Source organism: Vreelandella sp. L-15, assembly GCF_056857635.1.
The window spans coordinates 79,754-99,319 of sequence record NZ_JBSXNN010000068.1 but is presented as its reverse complement, the minus strand read 5'-3'; the positions used below and the strand labels follow the sequence as shown (position 1 = coordinate 99,319).

Below are 19,566 nucleotides of genomic sequence, written 5' to 3'. Positions count from 1 at the left end.
TGATGCGCTGCTAAGAACGCGTAACACTAGACGATATTGGTGTTTAGCAATTCAACGCGTGCAACATAACCAAGGGGGCAGGTGGAGCTTTGCCTGTTAATTTCCTCCATGATGATTAACTTATGCCCAAGGGACGCTATGCTGCTTGCTGTGAAGGTCCGGCTTACAGGACGAAAAAGACACAAAGCTCGACGTAAAACGTTCGAGCAGAAGGAGCGTGTGAATGGGCACTCGTGAAACAGACCAACAGCTGGTTGAACGTGCTCAGAAAGGCGATACACGCGCTTTTGATCTGCTGGTGAAAAAATATCAGCATAAAATCATTGGCTTGATTGGACGCTACGTCCACGACCATGCAGAAGTGCAGGACGTAGCGCAGGAAGCTTTTATCAAGGCGTACCGTGCGCTGGGTAAATTTCGCGCAGAGAGCGCGTTTTACACCTGGATGTATCGCATTGCGATTAACACGGCGAAAAACCACTTGGTATCTCGTGGACGTCGGCCGCCAGGTAGCGATTTAGATATTGTCGACGCTGAAATTCTTGATCAGAGCGGTCGCTTGGCGGACTCAGAGTCGCCAGAAGCATCTATTGCTCGGGATCAACTTGAGGCGGCGGTATATGAAGCGATTGAGAAACTGCCAGATGATTTACGCACCGCTATTATGCTGCGTGAGCTGGACGGCTTAGCCTACGAGGATATTGCCCAAGTGATGCAGTGTCCGGTGGGCACCGTCCGCTCGCGAATTTTTCGCGCTCGGGAAGCGGTTGATGAGCATATTCGTCCGCTAGTCACTACGGCGCGTAACAGCCGCGATGACTAAGCCGCTGACTAATCAAAGTAGTGCTTTGGTCACAGTCATTTACGTTTTTGCTTTTTTTGTGAACTGTCTGGCAAGTGAGGCGTCATACAGGTTATCTAGCTTTAACGAGTTGAGCCGCCGACAGCTACCGTAATGCTATCTGTCTGTCAGTGATTAGCATTATGCAAACGGTAATTTGTAATAGGGTCTTGGCCTGCGAGGTTTTGCGGTTAAAGCACGCGCTAGCCGTGTGGCCGCTGAGCTTCTTCTAACACAGTGTGAGGGTGTGAAGTATGAGTCAAAGCACACGGGAATCACTTTCAGCATTAATGGACAGTGAGAGTGACGAGCTTGAATTGCGCCGGGTGTTGAAATCTCTGCCCGATGATGCCGACGCGGCAGAAACGTGGCGTCGCTATCACTTAGCGCGCAGTATGATGCAGCGTGAGCGTGGGGTGGACGTTAGCGTAGACCTTTCTGCTGGCATTATGGCTCGCCTGCGTGAAGAACCAGCGCCTGTTATGGGTGGCGATAGCGCAGCCTCACCTGTACGGGCAGGTGGAATATCGTTTGCTCGTGGTGCCGGTGTCGCTGCTGCGGTGTCGTTGATGGTCATTACGGGCGTTCAATTCTTTAATGGTAACGCTTCTACCGGTGGTGCTCAGCCCGCGAGTAATACAGTGGCTTCGCAGAATAGCGCTGGAGCTCAGGTGCAGCCGGTAAATTTGGCAGCATCACAACCTGCCGCTATGACGGCTTCTGACATGCCTATGTTTGAACCTACACCATTTCGCATTAATGGTCAGTCGGGCAACAGCGGCTTAATGAATATTAGCGAAGCTGGGTTTTCTGCCCCCGTTGCTCCGCAAGGCATGATGGCACAGCAAGCGACGACGATTGATGTTGATCAATTGCGCATGCTTCAGTCCTACCTAGAGCAACATGCGCAGGGTGCTGCAACGGGCGGTGGTGACAGCTGGATGCCGCTGATGCGCTCAGCAGTGACAGAACCACTGGGTCAGCGTTAAGCAAGGCGGGTCGCCGGACAACGTGATCGCTGAGTAAGGGGCTGATAGATTGGTATGGTGACTGCCAGATGTGCTTTATGGGGAGGCCGGCTTGCATTAACGTTAAGCCTGTTGAGTGCCAGCCTGCATTCCTCGTTTGTTACTGCTGATACCCCTACGGTGCTCTCCTGTGCCGAGGTTGCTGAACAGCAAACACCAGCAACCACGCAAGCATGGCTTGAGTTAGCACTGGTTGCGGGCCACTGTTATGACTTTCAGGCCCGGGCAGTCGCTATCGATGCCTTGGGTGTACGTACGCTTGCACTTTCCCACCGCATTCGTGATGGTGTTCGCCAGCAGGTCGTACAACATCTTGATGGGCCATCGGTAAGTATCGAGCGACGCTCTATTGCTGGCTATATGGCGCGCTTTACGCCAGAAGTGAACAGTGGCTTAAAAGCCTCTGAAGCTTGGGCGCAACATGTGGCTTCCTATTACGATATTTCCCTTCAAGAAGATGCCCGAGTAGCAGGGCGCGATGCAGTGCAACTGCGTTTTTCACCCCGGGATCAGCAGCGCTACTATCATGCATGGTGGGTTGATAAAGAGACCGGGCTGTTACTTAAGCATGTTATGAGTGACCGGCAAGAACGTGTGCTGGAAACCTTTCAAATTACCCAGCTTCACTCTCCTAAACTTTATGATGGCGGCGTCGCCGATGACGTGAGCGCCGAACAAGCCGATCACTCTTGGCACGCACAGTGGTTGCCAGAGGGGTTTGTTGCTCAGCCGCAAGATCCAGGGCAGCCTGTCAGCAACCAGCGGGTATATAGCGATGGGTTGGCCGCAGTCAGCCTTTTCGTTAACCCTATTGAGCAGAGCGTGTTGAAAGAAGGCGTTCACCCGCTAGGTGTTTCAACAGCAGCAGTGGCGCTGGTGTCTGAGGGTGATCAACGCTGGCAATTGATAGCCATTGGGGAGCTTCCTTCGGATATGCTGCAGCGTATTGTGCAATCTGTTCGTATTGAGCCATAGCCATGTCTACCCCTTATGCCGCCTGCGCATCGCTTTTAAGAACGGGTATCGTCGTTGGCTATACGGGTGATGGATTGACCGTTGATGTGTCGCTTAACGCTGCCTGCCAGCAGTGTGCTGAAGGGCGTGGTTGTGGTATGGGGCTGTTAGCGCGGCGCCAACAGCAGCACATCACTGTGTATCCTAAGGCGCGCGTCGCTAGCGGTGCGTCTGCTTACCCTCTTGGTAGCCAAGTTACCATTGCACTACCTAAACACGATATCAGCTATTTAGCGCTTCTGGTTTACGCGTTGCCACTCTTGGCGGCGTTGTTAGTCTCTGGAGGCGCCTCGCTGCTAGGCATTAATGAATGGTTAAGCGCAGCGCTTTTCTTTAGTGCATTGATATGCGGTGTTATTGTCCTTAAATATCTAATGCGTGGGCGGATGGAACGCTTCCGGCCGCGCTTGGTCAGTTAGTTGTTCCGTAGCTCGCTAAGAGTTGCACTCCCTTCGTTTCGTATCTGCTTTACTAGGAGCTGTTGCATGAAGCGCTTGGTTCTTCCCTCGACACTATGGCTATGCTTAGTCGCGATGTTTTTTATAGGCCAGAACGCCTATGCGCAAACGCTGCCCGATTTCACCGAATTGGTGGAAGATGCTGCACCGGGCGTTGTGAATATCTCCACCAGTCGAACGGTTCAGCGTAGCCCGGCCATTCAAGGGTTTGGCGGCCAGGAAATCCCTGAAATCTTCCGTCACTTCTTTGGCGATAGTTTTCCGACACCCCCAGGCAGTAGCGGGGGAGGCAGTGAGGAGCGCCAATCGTTAGGCTCTGGCTTTATTATCAGCGCTGATGGCTATGTCATGACAAACGCCCATGTGGTGCAGGATGCCGACGAAATCCTGGTGCGCTTGAACGACCGGCGCGAATTGTCGGCTGAGCTGATCGGTAGCGATACTCAAACTGATGTGGCACTCCTGAAAATTGATGCTAACAATCTGCCAGTGCTTAATCTTGGCGACTCTGACGAACTGAAAGTAGGCGAGTGGGTCGCTGCCATTGGTTCACCGTTTGGGTTTGATCACTCGGTGACGGCAGGCATCGTTAGCGCGATTAACCGCACGCTACCCCGTGATGCCTACGTACCGTTTATTCAAACCGATGTAGCGATTAACCCTGGCAACTCCGGTGGACCGCTGTTTAATTTACAGGGGGAGGTCGTGGGTATTAACTCGCAGATCTTTACCCGCAGCGGTGGCTTTATGGGGCTTTCGTTCGCTATTCCGATTAACGTTGCTATGGATGTCGCCGATCAGCTTCGTGAAGATGGCCACGTTAATCGTGGTTGGCTGGGTGTCATGATCCAGCCGGTATCTCAAGATCTGGCTGAGTCTTTTGGCATGAGCAAAGCCATTGGCGCACTGATCGCCGACCTTGATCCAGAAGGCCCTGCGGCCCAGGGTGGCCTGCAAGCGGGAGATGTCATTATCGAAGTGAATGGCGAAGAGGTTGACCGTTCAAGCACGCTGCCTCGCTTAATTGGTCGTGTAGCACCTGGCAATGATGTCGAACTAACGCTAATGCGTGATGGCGAGCAAGTCTCAGAAACGGTAGAGCTGGGCAGCTGGCCCGATATGAACGAAGCAACATCGGCAGCCAATAGCGATAGCCAAGTACGCCTAGGTGTCGCAGTTGCTGAAGTGGATCAAGCAATGCGGGAGCGGCTGAACATCAATGGCGGCGTTGTAGTCAGTCAGGTAGAGCCTAATAGTGTGGCTGCCCAGGCGGGCCTGCGCGCTGGCGATATTCTGGTGAGTATTGATCACCGCAGCGTGGCGTCGGCAGACGAGCTAATGCGCATTGTAGAAGAGCTGCCCAATGACCGTGCTATTCCTGTGCGGCTATACCGTGATGGTCGTTCGTTGTTTGTGGCATTAAGACTCGAATAACCCCTCCTTGTCTTTACTCCAGTCCGGCGGTTCTCGCCGGACTGCTGTTCCTATCCCCCGCATATCGCTACAATAGCACTTATCTTTTGACGAACTTTGGCAATGCAGTGGTGCGGTCCTCGATTTTTTGCCCTTCGGCCTAGCGCCGCACCCCCACGCTTGCGTACCAATAAGGCAGAACACACTCGATGTCTCATGACGTTTCCAGCGGAAAGCTCAAGCATATTCGCAATTTCTCCATCATCGCGCATATCGACCACGGTAAATCGACGCTCTCTGATCGTCTGATTCAAACCTGTGGCGGTTTGACGGAACGTGAGCTGAAGGAGCAAGTGCTCGACTCCATGGATATCGAGCGTGAGCGGGGCATTACTATTAAGGCGCAGTCGGTAACGCTGGACTATACCGCTGCCGATGGACAGGTCTACCAGCTCAACTTTATCGATACCCCAGGGCACGTTGATTTCTCCTATGAAGTCTCGCGCTCGCTGTACGCCTGTGAAGGGGCGCTGCTGGTGGTTGATGCCGCCCAAGGGGTCGAAGCGCAATCGGTGGCCAACTGCTATACCGCTATTGAGCAAGGGCTGGAAGTCCTGCCGGTACTCAACAAAATCGATCTGCCCCAGGCCGACCCCGACCGGGTCGCCCAGGAAGTAGAGGAGATTATCGGCTTAGATGCGACCGATGCCTGCCAGGTATCAGCGAAAAGCGGTATCGGCATTGACGCGCTGCTAGAGCGCCTAGTGCGCGATATTCCGCCGCCCAAGGGTGACCCCGATGCACCTCTCCAAGCGCTGATTGTCGACTCCTGGTTCGATAACTACCTGGGCGTTGTCTCGCTGGTGCGCCTGTTTGACGGCACGCTGCGTAAGGGCGACAAAATTCGCATCAAGTCGACTGGTCGCGACTGGAACGCCACGGAAGTGGGTATTTTTACCCCGCTGCGCAAAGAGACCAATATCCTCCGTGCCGGTGAAGTCGGCTTTATCGTGGCCGGTATCAAAGAGATTCATGGGGCACCCGTGGGCGATACCATCACCCACACCAAGACCCCAGACGTGCCGCGTCTGCCAGGTTTCCAGAAAGTGAAGCCGCAGGTTTACGCTGGTATGTTCCCAGTGAGTGCGGACGATTATGAAGATTTCCGCGATGCCCTGGAAAAACTCGCCCTTAACGATGCTTCTCTTGAGTACGAGCCGGAAAACTCCGATGCACTGGGCTTTGGTTTCCGCGTAGGCTTCCTCGGCACGCTGCATATGGAGATCATCCAAGAGCGCTTGGAGCGTGAGTACGATCTGGATCTGCTGACCACCGCGCCAACGGTTGTCTATGAACTCGCCATGAAGAACGGCGACATCCAGTACGTCTCCAACCCCTCCAAGCTGCCTGATATGGCCGATGTAGAGCAGATGCGCGAGCCCATCGTGCGTGCCAGCATTCTGGTACCTCAGGAGTTTGTAGGTAACGTCATCGCCGAGTGCGAGCAGCGTCGTGGCACCCAGTTGGACATGCAGTTTTTAGGTAACCAGATTCAGCTGACCTATGAGCTGCCCATGTCGGAAGTGGTCATGGACTTCTTTGACCGTTTAAAATCCATCTCTCGCGGTTATGCCTCGCTAGAGTACAACTTCGAGCGCTTTGAAGCGGCGAAACTGGTGCGTCTCGATGTATTGATTAACGGTGATAAAGTCGACGCCCTGGCGGTCATTATCCACCGCGACCATGCTCACTCCCGCGGCCGTTTGCTGGTGGAAAAGATGAAAGAGCTGATTCCGCGTCAGATGTTTGACGTAGCGATTCAGGCAGCGATTGGTGGTCAGGTGGTTGCTCGTTCTACGGTGAAGGCTCTACGTAAAAACGTCACGGCTAAGTGTTACGGCGGCGACGTCAGCCGTAAGAAAAAGCTGCTAGAGAAACAGAAAGCCGGTAAGAAACGGATGAAACAGGTGGGGCGTGTTGAAATTCCCCAAGATGCCTTCCTTGCTGTGCTCAAGGTAAACGACTAGGGATACGAACCCCACATGGATTTTTCACTATTACTGGTACTCGCCGTTGCACTCTCTGGAGCCATTTATCTGCTGGATGTGCTGGTGCTTCGGCCAAAGCGCCGTGAGCGTGTGGCCAAAGCTGAAACGGCCACCATGGAAGGCCTGGATGCGCCAACTCGGGAAAAGCTCCTAAAAGAACCGTGGCCAGTCGATTACGCGCGTTCGTTTTTTCCGGTGCTACTCGTCGTGTTGGTGGTGCGTAGCTTTATCGTAGAGCCGTTTCAGATTCCCTCTGGTTCCATGAAGCCTACCCTGGAAATCGGTGACTTTATTCTAGTGAATAAATTTGCCTATGGGCTTCGGCTGCCTGTTGTCCATAACCGCTTTTTGGAGGTAGACGACCCTGAGCGGGGCGATGTGATGGTGTTCCGCTTCCCCGAAGAACCATCGGTGAACTTTATTAAGCGCGTGGTGGGCCTGCCCGGCGACCGTATTCGCTATGAGGGCAAGCAGCTCTATATCAACGGCGAGCCGGTTACCAAAGTACTGATTGAAGAGGGCCCGGAGCTCTCTCCCCAACAGCTACTGCTGGAAGAGCAGTTAGGCGAAGTCAGCCACTTTATTTATAACAACCCCCGTGACCCAGGCCCGCAAATGAGCGAAGTCGTCGTGCCTGAAGGCCACTACTTCACTATGGGGGATAACCGCGACCATTCCAATGACAGCCGCTACTGGGGCTTTGTGCCCGAAGATAACATTGTGGGCCGCGCGTTTGCTGTTTGGATGCACTGGGATGGCGGCCTGCCCAGCTTCACCAGCGTACGGCGTATTGAATGAAGCAGCATAATTTACAAACCGTTAGTGTGGTTATCTTAGTTAACGTCAATGACGTAGGAGCACTGTGAGTAATTCCTTAACCGCTTTTTGCCGACGAATCGGCCATACCTTTGGCGACCCAACGCTTTTGGAACTGGCCATGACCCATCGCAGCTACGGTGGTCGTAACAATGAGCGCCTGGAATTTCTAGGTGACTCTATCGTCAATTTCGTGATTGCCGAAGCGTTGTTTCAGCGCTTTCCCCAGGCGCGGGAAGGACAGCTTTCCCGCCTGCGTGCCCGCTTGGTAAAAGGCCAAACCCTCGCCGAACTGGCGCGGGAAATGGCGTTCGGTGAGTGTTTACGTTTAGGCTCCGGTGAGATGAAGAGTGGCGGCCACCGCCGCGAGTCAATTCTCGCAGACGCCGTGGAAGCCGTGATAGGCGCGATTTACCTGGATGCCGGTATGGATGCGGTACGCGAGCGCGTGCTGGCGTGGTATGCCGAGCGTCTAGAAAATATTTCGCTGCAAGATACCCAAAAAGACCCCAAAACACGCTTACAAGAGTTTTTGCAGTCGCGCCAAGCGGCGCTGCCGCGCTATGAAGTGGTCTCTGTAAAGGGAGAGGCGCATGCCCAGACCTTTACCGTGGAGTGCTACATCGAGCTACTAAGCGAGCATACCACTGGTAAAGGCCCCAGCCGCCGCCACGCTGAACAGCAGGCTGCGGAAGAAGCACTGTCCTATCTCGAACAACCCCCTGGAGACAAATCATGAGCCAAACCTGCGGATTCGTGGCCATCGTTGGCCGTCCCAACGTAGGCAAATCAACCCTCATGAACCGGATTCTGGGGCAGAAAATTTCGATTACCTCGCGGCGGCCACAAACCACCCGCCACCAAGTGATGGGCATTAAAACCGTTGAAGAGACGCAGTTTATCTACGTCGACACGCCGGGCATGCATATCATGTCCAAAGATCGCAACAAGGCCATCAACCGCTTCATGAACCAGGCGGCGACCCAGGCGCTTCGCGATGTGGACTGCGTGGTGTTCATCATCGACCGCACTCGCTGGACCGACGAAGACCAGTCCGTATTAAAGCGTTTAGAGCATGTGAAAGCGCCGGTAATTCTAGCGGTCAATAAGGTCGATCGTCTCCAGGATAAAGCCGACCTGCTGCCTTGGCTGGCCGAGGTAGGCGCACGCCGTGAGTTTGCTGCCGTTGTGCCCATCTCCGCCAAGCACGGCACTCAGGTAGAGACCCTGGAGGAGGAAGTCGCCAAGCACTTGCCGGAGAGCATCCACTTCTTCCCAGAAGATCAAATCACCGACAAGAGCCTGCGCTTTATGGCGGCCGAACTGGTGCGTGAGAAAGTCATGCGCCAGCTAGGTGACGAACTGCCTTACCAGATGACGGTCGAGATCGAAGAGTTCCGCGAGACCGAGCGCGTCACGCACATCAGTGCGCTGATTTTGGTGGAGCGCCAAGGTCAGAAAGTGATTTTGATCGGCGAGAACGGCGACCGGATCAAGAGTATTGGCCGTGAAGCGCGCCTGGATATGGAGCGTGCGCTGGGTACTAAGGTCATGCTGAATATGTGGGTGAAGGTGAAGCGCGGCTGGTCGGATGACGAGCGGGCACTGAAGAGCCTGGGTTACGATCTCGATTGAGCACCGCCATGACCGCCGAGCCTGCGTTTCTGCTGCACCGTCGGGCATATCGTGAAACCAGCGCGCTGGTCGACTTATTAACGCTCAACCATGGCCGCATCCGGGCGGTTGCCCACGGCGGCCAGCGGCCCGGTTCTAAATCTCGCCAGCGGCTGCAGCCGTTCACCCCGCTATTTGTGTCATGGCGGGGAGAGCGAGAGTTAAAACGGTTAACGTTGATGGAATCGCGAGGTCACACCGCGCTGCTGGCAGGCGAAGGCCTGCTGTGTGGTCTCTACGCCAATGAAATTGCTACTCGCTTACTCCCGCTTGAACTGGCCGCCACCGATGTCTTTGCTTTTTATAGTGCTTTGCTAGATGCGCTGCCGGTACCTGCGGAGAGGGGCTTGGCGCTTAGACGCTATGAGTGGGCGCTATTGGAGGTGCTTGAGGCCACGCCGCGTTTTTGTACCCTTGAAGGCGGAGCGCTGGACCCGCACCAACGCTATCGCTTTGATGCTGACAGCCGTGCTTTTGTGGCAGCGGAACAGGGTATTGAAGGTCGCACCTTACGCTACATAGAGCAAGGCGACTGGCAGCCTACGGGCTTAGCGAGCGCTCTGAAAGCGGTCATGCGGGCAGCGTTGGCCCCCCATCTTGGCCCAACGGCATTACGTTCTCGCGAGCTGATGCTAGATTTAGCCCGCCGCCGTCATCGTTAGTGAACCACCGTTACTATTGATCGCGATAACGACCTATCGCTGCTTATTGATTGGAGACCCGCTATGCATCCCCCACGGATATTACTCGGCGTTAACATCGACCATATTGCCACGCTGCGTCAGGCCCGTGGCACTCGTTACCCTGATCCGGTTCAGGCAGCGCTGTTGGCGGAAGAAGCTGGAGCCGATGGGATTACCGTCCACCTACGCGAAGACCGCCGCCATATTCAGCCTCGTGACGTGCGCCTGCTGGCGGAGGTGCTCAATACGCGCATGAATCTTGAAATGGCGGTCACCGAAGAGATGCTGGCGCTGGCAGAAGAAGTGCGCCCGGCCCATGTGTGCTTGGTGCCCGAGAAGCGCGAAGAGCTGACCACCGAGGGCGGGTTGGATATCGTCGGCGGTTTCGATCATATCGCCAGTGCTTGCCAGCGTCTCGCTGCGATTGGCTGCGATGTATCGCTGTTTATCGACCCGGATGAAGCACAAATTGATGCGGCCAAGCGCGCAGGCGCGCCTACCATCGAGTTACACACCGGAGCCTATGCAGAGGCAAAACCGGGGAGTGCCGAGGCCAACGCCGAGTATGACCGCCTCAGCGCGGCGGCGGTACACGCCGTATCTCTGGGCTTGGTGGTCAATGCTGGTCACGGGTTGCACTACCACAATGTGGAAGCCATTGCGGCGCTACCCGGTGTTAATGAACTGAACATTGGCCACGCGATCATTGCCCGTGCGCTGTTTGTCGGCTTGAAAGAAGCCGTGCAAGAGATGAAACGACTAATCATTGCCGGGCAAGAAGCGGGCTTAATGGCTGCGCTTGATGCCCACGAGCACGAACATGACCACGATCACGGCGACAGTCACCACTGCTGCGGCCATTAACATGATTGTGGGAATTGGCTCGGACATTGCCCGAGTTGAGCGTTTTCGCCAGGCCGTGACGCGTCACGGCCCGCGCTTTGCTCAGCGTATCTTAGGGCCCGACGAACAGGCGGTGTGGCAGGAGAAGGGACAAGCAGTCGCCTATCTTGCCAAGCGCTTTGCGGCGAAAGAGGCTTTTGTGAAAGCCCTGGGCCTTGGGCTTCGCCAGGGGATGCAGTGGGGCGATATTCAGGTACTCAATGATGCCCTGGGGAAGCCCAGCCTTAAACTGAGCGGTGAAGCGCAGCGGCGGTTCACCGCCAGCGGGGCGACCGCCGCGCATATTACGCTGAGTGATGAAGCCGACTACGCCGTCGCCTTTGTTATTTTAGAGAGCTGATAATATGCCTCATACTGGGCAGTTATCGGCTCACCAGTGAGTCGCGCTCTTGGCTAAGGCGCGTCATGGCGGCGTATAGCTCGTCAAGCAGTGCCTCTACATGGCGTAGGCCACTGGTACGCAGGCGCGTTTCTAGGGTTTCCACCAGCAGGGCTAGTTCTGGTGCGCCGCAGTAGCGGCTGGCTCCGTTTAGTCCATGCACCCAGTCCAGTAGTGCCGTTAGATCGCCTGCCTGAAAGGCGTCGCGTATCTGCTGCTCGCTCTCCGGCAGGCTGTCAATGAGCCGTACCAGTTGCTGCTTGGCTAAGGTCTCCCTGCCTCCTGCCAAGCGTGCACCTAGCATCAAATCGACCGCTGGCAGCGAGCTAGGGGGAGCGGTGGGAACCTGTGACTGACGAGTGGAAGCTGCTTCAGTAGGGGCTGCTTTTCGTGGTGCAATTCCTAAAAAGCGCTGCAACAGCTGTTGTAGCTGGGCATCGTCGATGGGTTTGATCAGCACATCATCCAGCCCTTCGGCCAGCCACTGCTGTCGTTCAGTGCTCAGTACATGGGCCGTCACGGCAATAATAGGGCAGCGCGCCCAGCTATTATTGATACGCCGCAGCGCTTGTGTGGCCTGTATGCCGTCCATCCCCGGCATGCGGATATCCATCAATACCATATCGGCAATTTGGTGGCGCGCAAACTCCAGTGCTTCTTGGCCGCTTTCTGCTAGCACAATGTGTAGCGTATCGCTCTCCAGCATCGCTTTTAACAGTTCACGGTTTGACGAGTTATCGTCGACAATCAAAATTGTTAGGCGAGGGGCAAGCGGCGGTTTGCTGACTGCTTCACTGGCAAGGGGGAGTGGTTGCAGTTGCAGCAACTGACGCAGGGTGGTCACAAGCTGCGTCCGAGTAAACGGTTTGCACAGCATTTCGCCGCCGTAGGGAAATTCCCACGTGGGTAGGTCAAAGCTAGTAGTATTCGCCAGAATAATGACCGGGCAGGGAGTTTGCGCAATCACGGACTGCCAGTACGCTTTGCGATCACCTTCAAAGTCACTCTGCGCCAGACATAGCATCAGCAGCGATTCATTGCCGGCATTAATAAACGAGACTGGGCGCGCGCCCCAGCGTACTAGTAAATGCTCTAGCACATGGCGAGTGGGTGGGTGCGTTTCGTGAAGGCGAATAGTGGGGTTATCTAGCGTCAGCTCCGGCGGGCGCTCAGCCGCCTGGTGTGCCAGAAGAGGCAGGGTAAATGAGAAAGTCGACCCCTTACCCAGTTCGCTTTCTACCGTAATCTCCCCACCCATCCGCTGAATAAGCTGGCGGCAAATGGTCAGCCCTAAACCGCTGCCGCCGAACTGGCGAGAGTGACTCGGTTCGGCTTGTGAGAACGCGCTAAAGAGCTGCTGCTGGTGCTCATCGCTTAAACCAATGCCGGTATCGCTCACGCTAATATGCAGTATGACATGCTGACCCTCTTGGCTATCCAGCATAACGCGAATGATGATCTCGCCTTCGTTGGTAAATTTTAGTGCGTTGCCTAGCAGATTGTTCAACACTTGATGAATGCGTAACGGGTCGCCGCATAAGGGAGTCGGCACATCGTCATATACCATGGCGACCAAGTGCAGCTGCTTGCGCTGTGCTTCAGGGGCGTGCAAGCCAATAATTTCGTCAACCAGGGCAACAATATCGACATCGACCTCTTCCAGAGTCAGCCGGTCGGCTTCCAGTTTGGAGAAGTCCAAGACATCATTCACCAGCATCAGTAGGTTATCGCAGGCGCGGCGAACGTGCTCCAGCCACTCTTCTTGCCGGGTGTCGAGGGATGAACGGCCCAGCAAGCGGCAAAAACCAATAATGCCGTTGAGCGGTGTGCGGATCTCGTGGCTCATATTGGCCAGAAATTCGGATTTAACAGCATTGGCGCGCAGCGCGCTGCGGTGAGCAAGGTCTAGCTTGATATTCTGCTCTTCGATGGTTTCCATCGACTCCTGCAGCTCACTGGTGGCCTGCTCAATCTGGCTCTGCATATCCCGCTGGGCCTGCTGGAAATGTTCGGCTAAACGGTTGATATGATCGGCCAGCTGCTTTAGCTCGGTGGGCTTGGCCGATGATATTAGCAAGCTGTAGTCGCCACGCGACAGGCGATAAAGTGCCTGGTTAGCCTCTTCGATTGGACGGGTAGCATAGCGGCTAATGGCAAATGCGATTAAAAATAGCAGTAACCCCAGCAACATACCGCCAAGGCTCAGGCTTGCAATAAGCTTATAGCGCTCAAGCGTTAGGGTGCGGGTATCCATCTCAGCCTCTAACCACCCGTTCGTCATGCGCAGGGTGTCGCTGCTGCCCAGCGGCACCCGCAGCCGCCAGGCGTCCTCTTCCATGGTGATGGCCGTTGCCATTGGCGCATCCAGTCTAGGCGGTGGCATAGAGCTACCTAGCACCAGCAGACGGTTGCCCTGTTCATCAAACAGCGTCACGGCTCGCAGCCCGCGATGCTCCAACAGCTGCCTAGCGAGCTTTTCAAGGCGCTGTAAATCCCCGTCGGCCATGGCATCGCCTAAGCTGGGAGCCATCAACTCACCAGCGCTGATTAAGCGCTCTTTAAGCTCGTCGCGTCCTCCCAGGTCGCTCTGGATAACAAGCAATATTGCCATAACGGCGTAGACCAACAGTGGGAAACCAAGCAGAGCAAACAGCAGGCGCGTGTTTAATGACATGAAAGAAGCTCGTTGAATCTAGTAGGTTGCCTGTCCAGTCACAGGCAGCACCGATATAATGCAGCATAACGGTTACGATAAGGAATGTTCGATGAATTATCCCACGCTTGAAGATGTGGTCGGCAATACGCCCTTGGTTCGCTTGAAGCGAATTACCGCTGGGAAGAACAATACGCTGCTTGCCAAACTCGAAGGCAATAACCCCGCGGGCTCGGTGAAAGATCGTCCCGCGCTCTCTATGCTGAGTGAAGCGGAAGCTCGTGGGGAAATTTCCCCAGGGGATACGTTAATTGAGGCGACTTCCGGCAATACCGGCATTGCGCTTGCTATGGCGGCGGCTCTAAAAGGGTACAACATGACCCTGATTATGCCGGAAAATGCTTCCGCCGAGCGCAAGCAGGCCATGGCGGCCTACGGCGCTAAGCTGATTACGGCCAGTAAAGAAGGCGGCATGGAAGAGGCCCGCGATATCGCAGATGCCATGATTGCCCGGGGTGAAGGCAAGCCGCTCAACCAGTTTGCCAATCCGGATAACCCGCTGGCCCACTACCGCACCACCGGCCCGGAAATATGGCGGCAAACGGGTGGCGAAGTCACCCACTTTGTCAGCTCCATGGGTACCACCGGTACCATTATGGGCGTATCGCGCTATCTTAAAGAGCAGAACGACGCCATTCAGATCGTAGGCCTGCAGCCCGCTGACGGGGCGAGTATCCCCGGTATTCGCCGTTGGCCCAAAGAGTATCTGCCGGCGATTTTCGAAGCGCCGCGTGTAGATGTCACCCTGGATATCGGCCAGCAAGAAGCGGAAACGCATATGCGCCGCCTGGCCCGAGAAGAGGGCATTCTGGCAGGCGTTTCATCTGGCGGAAGCCTGGCGGGTGCGCTGCGCATTGCTGAACAAACCGAAAATGCGGTCATCGTGTTTATTGTCTGTGACCGTGGTGACCGCTACCTCTCCACGGGCTTATTTGCCCCGGAGGTATAGATGGCTATGTTGGGTAAGCGGCGGCCGCCGCGTCCCGCCTCCGGCCACTCCGGGCTGGCGCGCCAGCCAAGCGGCAACGGCAAGGCGGCCAAGAGTGCGGCTACCACTAGCGACTTCTCGGCGCCGCTGGTGATTGAACGGTTAGCCCACGATGGCCGTGGCGTTAGCCATAACCCGGCGGGTAAAACCGTGTTTGTCGACCAAGCGCTACCGGGCGAACAGGTTGAGGTGGCGGTGCACATCACCCGCAAGCGCTTTGATGAAGCGCATGTGAAAGCGCTGATGACTACCTCGCCCCAGCGGGTGACGCCGCCTTGCAGCCACTTCGGACACTGCGGCGGGTGTGATTTGCAGCATCTGGCGGTGGATGCCCAGCGCGCCCACAAGCGTGAAGTCGTTAGCGAATTAATGGCGCGCCAAGGCATACCGCTTGGCGAGGTGGCGGCGATTTCTGGGCACCAGGAAGGTTACCGCCGACGGGCGCGGCTAGGTGTTAAAGTCGACGCTCAGGGAAGTGTTCGGCTAGGTTTTCGTGCCGCCAACAGCCACCGGCTGGTGGATATCGACCACTGCCATGTATTGGTACCTGCCCTTCAAGCACTGATAGCCCCACTAAAGCAACTGCTTACTGAACTGGATGCACCCCGCGCGGTAGGGCATATTGAACTGCTGGCGACGCCCCAGGCTACGGTGGTGCTGGTCAGGCAGTTAAAAGAGCAGCCGCAGGATTGGCAGCGCTGGCAAGGGTTTGCTGACCAGCACCAAGTGAGATTAGGCGCATGGTTAGGGCGTGAGTCACCGTCCTTGCACTGGCATGGTGCAGAGCCTGCGCTGGAAGAGCGCTTTTCGCTGAGTGCGCTTGGTGTGTCGCCCCACCAAGAAAGCGCTGAGTCTGAGTTGGTGCTGCAGTTTGCGCCAGGTGATTTTTTACAGGTAAATGCCGAGGTCAATCAAAAGATGGTGTCTCAGGTGGTAGCATGGTTAACGCCAGCACCTGGGATGCAGCTACTCGACCTGTTTGCCGGGATGGGGAACTTCAGCCTTCCTCTGGCCGCTGCAGGCGCCAGCGTGCACGCGGTAGAAGGTAACACCGCCATGGTAGAGCGCCTTGGCACTAACGCAGCGCTGAACCAGCTCAATGTGAGCGTTCAACAGGCAGATCTAAACGATGCAATAGCGGTAAAAACACTGCTTCGCGAGCGTTCGGTGGATGCGTTGGTATTAGATCCCCCACGCAGCGGGGCGGAAGCTATCTGCCAAGCGGTTGGCCGCCACCGGATACCCAAGGTGGCCTATGTTTCCTGCGACCCGGCCACGCTAGCCCGGGATGCGGCACACCTTGTGCATGCGGGATATCGTGTTAAGCAAGTCGCAGTAGCGGATATGTTTCTGCACACTGCCCACATGGAAACGTTAATGCTGTTTGAATACGCGGGCTAGTTTGCCCTTTGCAGCGAGCCTTGGTGGTAGCGGTAGGTAACGCTGCCACCCTGAAAGGAAGAGTCATAGTCATGGTGAAAGTGCGTGAAGACCAGCCGCTAACAGAAAGCGGAAAGGTGGACATACAACAATGGTTAACGCGCCTTCAAGAAGATGTGCGCCTACGTGAACCCGAGCGTTTGCAGGAAGCCTGCGAGCTTGCCGAGCAGTTAGATCGGGAAGCGCCTCGAACCCATCGCGTGTGGCTGTCGCCCGGCTCCAGCTTCCGCATGGGGCTTGAGATGGCGGACATCCTCGCCGACCTGAAGCTCGACCAGCCAGCGCTAGAGGCGGCCGTGCTTTACCGCGCCGTGCGGGAAGGGCTGCTGAGCCTGGAGGCGGTGACCAAACGCTTTGGGGATGAAGTCGCCAAGCTCATCGATGGCGTTCTGCAAATGGCCGCCATTAGCTACCCGTTGGCACCCAACCATGGCATGAGCCAGCACAACCAGCAGGAAAACCTGCGCAAAATGCTGGTGAATATGGTGGGCGACGTGCGCGTTGCCCTGATCAAAATTGCCGAGCGCACCTGTGCGCTGCGCCAAGTCAAAGACGCTCCCCGTGAGAAATGCTTACAGGTCGCCAGGGAAGTAGCGGATATCTACGCACCGCTGGCCCACCGCCTGGGCATTGGCCAGATCAATTGGGAGCTAGAAGACCTCTCGTTTCGCTACCTGCACGAGGATGAGTACAAGGCCATCGCCAAGCTATTGGCGGAGAAGCGCCTTGATCGCGACCGCTATATTCACGACGTCGTCGAAACCCTCAAAAGCCTGATGGAAGCGCAACACATTCACCGTTACGACGTGAGTGGTCGAGCCAAGCACATCTACTCCATCTGGCGCAAAATGAAACGCAAACGGATCGACTTCTCGCAAGTGCACGATGTACGCGCCGTGCGTATTCTGGTGCCGGAAGTCACCGACTGCTACACCGTACTGGGGATTGTCCACTCCCGCTGGCACCACGTTCCCAACGAGTTTGACGACTACATTGCCAACCCCAAGAAAAACGGCTACCAGTCGCTGCATACGGCGGTACTCGGGCCGGAAAACAAGGTGCTGGAGATTCAGATCCGCACTTTTGCCATGCACGACGAGGCAGAGCTTGGGGTGTGTGCCCACTGGCGCTATAAAGGCCACGATACCAACGCCAAGAGCCGCAGCTACGAAGAGAAAATCGCCTGGCTGCGCCAAGTATTGGAGTGGCAGGACGAAGTGGGCGGCTTTGGCGACCTGCGCGAAGGCCTCTCCAGCGATGTCGCCCCAGACCGCATCTACGTTTTTACCCCCGATGGGCACGTCATCGACCTGCCGCGTATCGCCACGCCGATCGATTTTGCTTACCGGGTGCATACCGAAATTGGCCACCTTTGCAGGGGAGCCAAGGTTAACGGCCGTATCGTACCGCTGACCTACAAGCTCAAAACCGGCCAGCAGATCGAGATTCTTACTGCCACCAAAGGCGGCCCCAGCCGTGACTGGCTCAACCCCAGCTTAGGTTACGTGCGCACCTCCCGCGCCCGGGCAAAAATTCAGGCGTGGTTTAAGCATCAGGCCCGCGACCAGAACCTGGACGAAGGGCGCACGCTGTTTGAGCGTGAAATGCGCCGCCTGGATGTGGAAGGGCTGGACCTTGCTAAGCTCGCCAAAGCCGTCAACTACCAAAACGCCGACGATATGTACGCGGCGCTGGGGGCGGGCGACCTGCGAATTGGTCAAGTGCTGCACCAGGCCCAGCAACTGTTTGGTGAAACCGACGACCAAGAGCAGCTCGATCGCCTGCTAGCCAAACCCCGCCGCCAGCCCAGCAAGGCGACCCAAAGCGACATCACCGTGCTGGGCGTGGGCAACCTGAAAACCAGCATGGCCAACTGCTGCCGCCCGGTACCCGGCGAGCCGATTGTCGGCTTTATTACCCAAGGGCGCGGCGTGACCGTTCATCGCCAGGACTGTCCCAACATTCTCCAATTGCGCATGGAAGAGCCCCAGCGCATTATCGAGGTGGAGTGGGGCGAGCGGGCCCACACCCGTTACCCGGTGACCATCGAGATTCAAGCCTGGGACCGCTCGGGCCTGCTACGCGATGTGACGGGCTTGCTGGGCAACGAGAAGGTCAACGTGCTGGCGGTGAATACCTTAACCGACACTGACGAAGGCATTGCCCGCCTGAGGATTACCCTGGAAGTGGACGGTCTGGAATCTCTCGGCAGGCTGTTCTCGCGCATCCAGCAGCTACCCAACGTGACCGAAGTGCGCCGCCTGCGTAATGCCGACCCCGAAAAAAGTGCCCGCAAAGGAGGGGCCTGATGCGCCACACCCTGGATGATTTGCTCACCCTAATGGCCGTATTGCGCGACCGGGAGCAGGGCTGCCCGTGGGATATCCAGCAGGATTGGGACAGCATCGTGCCCCACACCCTGGAAGAGGCTTACGAAGTGGCCGACGCCATCGAGCGTCGCGCCTTCGATGAACTGCCCGGCGAGCTCGGCGACCTGCTTTTTCAAGTGGTCTATTACGCCCAATTTGGCGCAGAAGAGCAGCGCTTCGATTTTCACGATATCGTCGATACGCTGACCGCCAAGATGCTGCGCCGTCATCCCCATGTGTTCCCAGACGGAACGCTGGCGTCCCGTCGCCCGACCGGCGTGAGTGCCGATGAAGTAAAGACCCAGCAGGTGAATAGCCGCTGGGAAGCGCTCAAAGCCGACGAACGCGCCAAGCGTGCTACGCAACCTCCTTCGGTGCTGGACGATGTGCCCCGAACGCTGCCTGCGTTAAGCCGCGCCGCCAAGCTCTCGAAGCGGGCCGCCCGCGTAGGCTTTGATTGGTCGAATGCCGAGGGCGTACTGGCCAAAATTCGCGAGGAACTGGAGGAGGTCGAAGAGGCGCTGGCGGCGGGGGATCGTCAGCACGCCCAGGAGGAGGTCGGCGACCTGCTGTTTGCCGTCACCAATTTAGCCCGCACCCTCGGGGCCGACCCCGAACAGTGCCTGCGTAACACCAATACAAAATTTGAGCGCCGCTTTCGCTATGTGGAACGCGCGCTTGCCGAGGCAGAGCGCCCGCTAAGCGAGGCCTCGCTGGACGAAATGGAAGGCCACTGGCAAGCCGCTAAAGCCCAAGAACAACGCTAATTTCAAAATCATCAACGCGACCCCGCAAGGAG

General features: G+C 56.4%; 17 protein-coding genes. 16 read left to right on the top strand and 1 reads right to left on the bottom strand.

The window, feature by feature from the left end:
* The first annotated feature begins 223 nt into the window (after positions 1-223).
* From rpoE to acpS, 12 genes are all read left to right on the top strand, one after another.
* Positions 224-823, top strand: coding sequence for an RNA polymerase sigma factor RpoE (gene rpoE / locus AC13CY_RS10575; RefSeq protein WP_089674571.1), 600 nt, complete (start codon positions 224-226; stop codon positions 821-823).
* 272 nt (positions 824-1,095) lie between these two features.
* Complete coding sequence (locus AC13CY_RS10570; RefSeq protein ID WP_054640820.1) at positions 1,096-1,830, top strand: sigma-E factor negative regulatory protein; 735 nt, start codon at positions 1,096-1,098, stop codon at positions 1,828-1,830.
* A gap of 111 nt (positions 1,831-1,941) precedes the next feature.
* Positions 1,942-2,844, top strand: a complete 903-nt coding sequence (locus AC13CY_RS10565) for a MucB/RseB C-terminal domain-containing protein (RefSeq protein ID WP_244154875.1) — start codon at positions 1,942-1,944, stop codon at positions 2,842-2,844.
* A 2-nt stretch (positions 2,845-2,846) separates the two neighbouring features.
* On the top strand, positions 2,847-3,302 hold the full coding sequence (locus tag AC13CY_RS10560) for a SoxR reducing system RseC family protein (protein WP_044628379.1): 456 nt from the start codon (positions 2,847-2,849) through the stop codon (positions 3,300-3,302).
* A gap of 66 nt (positions 3,303-3,368) precedes the next feature.
* On the top strand, positions 3,369-4,775 hold the full coding sequence (locus AC13CY_RS10555; RefSeq protein WP_089674567.1) for a DegQ family serine endoprotease: 1,407 nt from the start codon (positions 3,369-3,371) through the stop codon (positions 4,773-4,775).
* Between the two features lie 188 nt (positions 4,776-4,963).
* Positions 4,964-6,781: a translation elongation factor 4 gene (gene lepA, locus AC13CY_RS10550; RefSeq protein WP_044628377.1), complete on the top strand. Its 1,818-nt coding sequence runs from the start codon at positions 4,964-4,966 to the stop codon at positions 6,779-6,781.
* 15 nt (positions 6,782-6,796) lie between these two features.
* Positions 6,797-7,600 carry a signal peptidase I gene (lepB, locus tag AC13CY_RS10545; RefSeq protein ID WP_058578049.1) on the top strand — a complete coding sequence of 268 codons (804 nt, stop codon included), beginning with the start codon at positions 6,797-6,799 and terminating at the stop codon, positions 7,598-7,600.
* Positions 7,601-7,664: 64 nt separating this feature from the next.
* A complete protein-coding gene (gene rnc / locus AC13CY_RS10540) occupies positions 7,665-8,357 on the top strand; it encodes a ribonuclease III (protein WP_044628375.1) in 693 nt (230 codons plus the stop codon).
* A complete protein-coding gene (gene era / locus AC13CY_RS10535) occupies positions 8,354-9,253 on the top strand; it encodes a GTPase Era (protein ID WP_044628374.1) in 900 nt (299 codons plus the stop codon). The genes rnc and era overlap by 4 nt, the downstream gene beginning before the upstream one ends.
* A gap of 8 nt (positions 9,254-9,261) precedes the next feature.
* Positions 9,262-9,954, top strand: coding sequence for a DNA repair protein RecO (gene recO, locus AC13CY_RS10530; RefSeq protein WP_074210493.1), 693 nt, complete (start codon positions 9,262-9,264; stop codon positions 9,952-9,954).
* 63 nt (positions 9,955-10,017) lie between these two features.
* Entirely contained in the window at positions 10,018-10,839 is an 822-nt protein-coding gene (pdxJ, locus tag AC13CY_RS10525) for a pyridoxine 5'-phosphate synthase (protein WP_044628372.1), read from the top strand.
* Between the two features lies 1 nt (position 10,840).
* A complete protein-coding gene (gene acpS, locus AC13CY_RS10520; RefSeq protein ID WP_044628401.1) occupies positions 10,841-11,218 on the top strand; it encodes a holo-ACP synthase in 378 nt (125 codons plus the stop codon).
* A 22-nt stretch (positions 11,219-11,240) separates the two neighbouring features.
* Here the strand turns inward: acpS and AC13CY_RS10515 are convergent, their stop codons facing one another.
* Positions 11,241-13,931, bottom strand: a complete 2,691-nt coding sequence (locus AC13CY_RS10515; protein WP_044628371.1) for an ATP-binding protein — start codon at positions 13,929-13,931, stop codon at positions 11,241-11,243.
* A gap of 91 nt (positions 13,932-14,022) precedes the next feature.
* On the opposite strand from AC13CY_RS10515, the gene cysM reads away from it, so the two are divergent.
* The 4 genes from cysM to mazG all read left to right on the top strand — a co-directional run bounded on the left by cysM (position 14,023) and on the right by mazG (position 19,534).
* Positions 14,023-14,919, top strand: coding sequence for a cysteine synthase CysM (gene cysM / locus AC13CY_RS10510; protein WP_172514570.1), 897 nt, complete (start codon positions 14,023-14,025; stop codon positions 14,917-14,919).
* Positions 14,920-16,359 (top strand): 23S rRNA (uracil(1939)-C(5))-methyltransferase RlmD, encoded by a 1,440-nt coding sequence (gene rlmD, locus AC13CY_RS10505; protein ID WP_172514569.1) that lies wholly within the window; start codon positions 14,920-14,922, stop codon positions 16,357-16,359.
* 71 nt (positions 16,360-16,430) lie between these two features.
* Positions 16,431-18,707 carry a GTP diphosphokinase gene (gene relA / locus AC13CY_RS10500; RefSeq protein ID WP_172514568.1) on the top strand — a complete coding sequence of 759 codons (2,277 nt, stop codon included), beginning with the start codon at positions 16,431-16,433 and terminating at the stop codon, positions 18,705-18,707.
* A complete protein-coding gene (mazG, locus tag AC13CY_RS10495; RefSeq protein ID WP_172514567.1) occupies positions 18,707-19,534 on the top strand; it encodes a nucleoside triphosphate pyrophosphohydrolase in 828 nt (275 codons plus the stop codon). The genes relA and mazG overlap by 1 nt, the downstream gene beginning before the upstream one ends.
* Positions 19,535-19,566: the final 32 nt, after the last annotated feature.